Source organism: Streptomyces sp. NPDC058375, assembly GCF_042723425.1.
In the GTDB taxonomy this organism is placed as follows: domain Bacteria; phylum Actinomycetota; class Actinomycetes; order Streptomycetales; family Streptomycetaceae; genus Streptomyces; species Streptomyces durocortorensis.
The window spans coordinates 1-4,020 of sequence record NZ_JBHXJG010000406.1 but is presented as its reverse complement, the minus strand read 5'-3'; the positions used below and the strand labels follow the sequence as shown (position 1 = coordinate 4,020).

The following is a 4,020-nucleotide window of genomic DNA, read 5'->3' as shown; positions in this document are numbered from 1 at the left end:
GGCCGGAGGATGATCCTCCGGCCCGGCCCTCGTGCGTTGCTTCCGCTGCCGAAGCTGATCCGAACAGATGTGTCGGATCGGTCAGAAGCTGATCTGGTTGATGGTGTCGGCTATCGAGTTCATGAACCTGTTGATCGACGGAGCCATGCCGGTCGACGCCAGGAAGAAGCCGAAGAGCACGGCGACGATCGCGGGCCCGGCCTTGATGGAGCCGCCACGGATCATTACCACCAGGATGACCGCGAACAGCAGCACCATAGACAGTGAAATAGCCACGTCTGATCACACCCTCGGTCGGTCCGCCTTGCCGGCCCGGAAGCGTGCACCACCGCGCGCCCCGTCGCCTCCATCGTGCCACCAACTCCCCCGTGGTTGCTGCCGGGTGACGGAACGGAGTGACGGGATCCCGCCATCCTTCACGGCCGGGGCCGGCGCGGCGACGGAAGGCGGGACGGAGCGGGGCTCGCCCCGGGCCCGGCAGGCGTGCGGGAGCCGCGTCGCCCGCCCGCTCCCTGTGCGTCGGCTGTGAAATCCCGGCCGCCGAATATCCGCGGCGGCGACCGTTTCCACATCCCCACACTTCGTTCACAGTCAATTGACGGCGTGGATGCGACGTAATTCACTCCGGCCAACACCCTGGCGATATGCCCTGTTTAAGCGGGATCAAGTGTGTCATAGCGGTCGGTGTTCGACGGTTTCACATTCGAATAGAGGGGAACACGCGATATCTCCCCGCAGTTTTACGCGAGGCAATCGACCGGTCTAAGGTGCCTTAGATGTTCCAAGCCCCGAGCGTATTTCAGAGGGCCCCGCTCCCCCCGGCGACCCGGGAGTCGGAGCCCAGACACGAGCAGACGCTTACCACCACCGCACCCCGGCCCGCTCCCGGGACCAGCACTCCGGTCGCCGCCGCTCCGGCGCCCGCGGCGGCGAAGAAGCGCGACCCCTACTTCGACAATGTGAAGTATCTGGCCATCGTCCTCGTCGCGGTGGCACACGCCTGGGAACCCGTGATGGACGGCAGTCGCGCCACCCGCGCGCTGTACATGATCGTCTACATGTTCCACATGCCGGCGTTCATCCTCATCTCCGGCTATTTCTCCCGGTCGTTCGACATGACGGCGCCCAAGGTGAAGCGGCTGATCACCTCGGTCGCGGTGCCGTACGTGCTGTTCGAGACGGCCTATTCGCTCTTCAAGCGGTACGCGGACGATTCGCCCGACATGGCGATCAGCCTGATAGACCCGTTCTTCCTGACCTGGTTCCTGATCGCCCTGTTCATCTGGCGCGTGACCACGCCGATCTGGCAGTCGATCCGCCATCCACTGCCGGTGGCGCTCGCCATCGCCATGCTCGCCTCCGTCTCCCCCGACATCGGCGACGACCTCGACCTCCAGCGGGTGCTGCAGTTCCTGCCGTTCTTCGTGCTCGGCCTGCTGATGAAGCCCGAACACTTCCAGCTGGTCAGGCGGCGCGAGGTGCGGCTGCTGTCCGTGCCGCTGTTCGCCGGTGCACTGCTCTTCGCGTACTGGGTCGCCCCGCACATGCAGCTCGGCTGGCTCTACCGCGCCAACAGCGCGCAGGAGATGGACGCGCCGTGGTGGTCGGGCGCGGTGATGACGCTCGCGATGTTCGGCTGCGCCCTGGCGCTGACGATCGGCTTCCTGGCCTGGGTGCCCGGCAGGGCCCGGTGGTTCACGGTGCTCGGCGCCGGAACGATCTGCGGCTATCTGCTGCACGGCTTCCTGATCAAGGGGGCCGAGTACGCGGGTCTGTTCGACCGCTACACCTGGCTCTCCGACCCGGCCGGGCTGGTCGTCGTCTCGCTCGTGGCGGCGGTGGCCGTGACGCTGATGTGCACCCCGCTGGTGGGCCGCGCGCTGAAGTGGGCCACCGAGCCGGACATGGACTGGGCGTTCCGCAAGGCCCCTGCGAAGCGCTGAGCATCCGGGAGAACCGGCCGTCCCGCGGACCGGCTGCCGCCCTCCCCGCCGCTTGCCCCTGATCCACCCGTCGGCCCGGCCGCGGGTGGATCAGTGCGTCTGCGGGTTGGCCGGATTCTTTCGGTCCGGGGGTGATTCATCGCCGACCAGCCCCAGCAGCCCCCGTACCTGCGCATACTTCTCCGTCAGCCGGGTACGGGTCGCCTCCTCCAGGACCGCGAGCCGGGCGGGATCCGCGTTGTGGGCGAGGTCCGCCTCCTTGACGAGCAGCGCCCCCGGGGTGGCCAGGATCCGCGCGCTGTACGAGGACAGCTCCTCCCCCGGCCGCTTGGTCAGCGCCAGGACGATGTCCTTGACCTCCTGCGGCAGGGCGGCGTCCGCCAGCCACTGAGCCGAGAGCGCGTCGTCCTCGACCGCGTCGTGGAGCCAGGCCGCCGCGATCTGCCCGTCGCCGCCGCCGCGTACCCGCACGCCTTCGGCCACCGCCGCCAGGTGCTCCACGTACGGGCGGCCCGCCTTGTCGGTCTGGAGCGCGTGGGCCTCGCGGGCGATGGCCTCCACCTCGGAGACGCTCAGATGTCGTTCAGCCATGGGCCGAGCCTACGGCCGCGCCCGGGGGCGTATCCGAACTCGCCCTGATCATGGGGCCGTTGGCGCGACTCTCTCACGGATCAAACAGACAAAAACTGACAATCTGACGGAGCCATAGTTGCAGGGTCAATCGTTCGGTAAACTAATTACTGACGGAATCTTGATGCCCCCTTGACCAGCTCTTGACCGACCCCGAAGGATCAGGCTCATCGGACACGCAGACACCCTCCTCGCCATGGGCGGCGCCTTCCTGGCCGCTGCCGTCCTCGCCCGCCTCGGTGGCCGTATCGGGCTGCCGACGATCCCCCTGTTCATCCTGGCCGGAATCCTCCTCGGCCCGCACACCCCCGGATACACGCTCCTCTCGAACCCGCACGACCTGGAGATGCTCTCCGCGCTGGGACTCGTCCTCCTGCTCTTCTACCTGGGGCTCGAGTTCCACATGGACGACCTCAGGACGGGCGGCCGGAAGATGGCCATCGCGGGCGGGACCTATCTCGTCCTGAACGTCGGCGCCGGTCTCATATTCGGCTTCGCGCTGGGCTGGGGCACCTCGGAGGCGCTGGTCCTCGCCGGTGTCCTCGGCATCTCCTCGTCCGCGATCGTCACCAAGATCCTGGTGGACCTCGGACGCATCGGTAATCCGGAGACCCGGCCGATCCTCGGCATCATCGTCGTCGAGGACGTCTTCCTCGCCCTGTACCTCGCCGCGCTCCAGCCGATCCTGTCCGGTGCGGACAGCCTCTCGGCCGCGCTGATCGACGGCGGCAAGGCCTTCGGCTTCCTGCTGCTGCTCGCCCTGGCGGCCCGGTTCGGCACGAAGATCATCGGTAAGCTCATGAGCACCAAGGACGACGAGCTGCTGGTCATCTCGTTCCTCGGGATGGCCGTATTCGTCGCCGGTGTCTCCGAGATGTTCGGTGTCGCCGACGCGATCGGCGCCTTCATGGTCGGCCTGATGCTCGGCTCCACCTCGTCCGGCGACCGCATCCTCAAGCTGGTCCACCCGCTGCGGGACGCGTTCGGCGCGATCTTCTTCTTCGCCTTCGGTCTCTCCATCGACCCGGGCGACCTGCCGAGCGTGCTGTGGCCGGTGCTGGCGGCCGTCGTGCTGACGCTCGCCATGAACATCGCGGCCGGTCTGGCGGCGGCGAAGGTGTACTCCTTCGGCGCGCAGGCCACGTCCAACATCGCCACGACGCTCGTCGCCCGCGGTGAGTTCGCGCTCATCCTCGCCACGATGGCGGCGGCCGCCGGACTGGACGAGCGGCTCTCGCCGTTCATCGCCGGTTACGTCCTCCTCCTCGCCGTCCTCGCGCCGCTGGCCGCCGGACGCTCGCACTGGCTGGCCCGCATCCTGCCGGGCGGCCGCAAGAAGGACGACAACCAGGACCAGGAACAGGTTCCGGTGTCGGTCTGAGCACCACCGGCTGAGCCTCACGGCTCAGCACCACCGGACGGCGGAGAGGCGCCCAGATACCCGCTG

At 67.9% G+C, this 4,020-nt stretch carries 4 protein-coding genes; 2 read left to right on the top strand and 2 right to left on the bottom strand.

The window, feature by feature from the left end:
* Positions 1-81 precede the first annotated feature (81 nt).
* A complete protein-coding gene (locus ACFWM7_RS34215; RefSeq protein ID WP_026290750.1) occupies positions 82-276 on the bottom strand; it encodes a hypothetical protein in 195 nt (64 codons plus the stop codon).
* 500 nt (positions 277-776) lie between these two features.
* On the opposite strand from ACFWM7_RS34215, the gene ACFWM7_RS34210 reads away from it, so the two are divergent.
* Positions 777-1,943: an acyltransferase family protein gene (locus ACFWM7_RS34210; RefSeq protein ID WP_383268378.1), complete on the top strand. Its 1,167-nt coding sequence runs from the start codon at positions 777-779 to the stop codon at positions 1,941-1,943.
* A gap of 90 nt (positions 1,944-2,033) precedes the next feature.
* Here ACFWM7_RS34210 and ACFWM7_RS34205 read toward each other — a convergent pair whose 3' ends face one another.
* Positions 2,034-2,534, bottom strand: coding sequence for an HD domain-containing protein (locus ACFWM7_RS34205; protein ID WP_383268376.1), 501 nt, complete (start codon positions 2,532-2,534; stop codon positions 2,034-2,036).
* Between the two features lie 235 nt (positions 2,535-2,769).
* Here ACFWM7_RS34205 and ACFWM7_RS34200 point away from each other — a divergent pair, with 235 nt between their 5' ends.
* Positions 2,770-3,954, top strand: coding sequence for a cation:proton antiporter (locus ACFWM7_RS34200; RefSeq protein WP_383268373.1), 1,185 nt, complete (start codon positions 2,770-2,772; stop codon positions 3,952-3,954).
* The last annotated feature ends 66 nt before the right edge of the window (positions 3,955-4,020 follow it).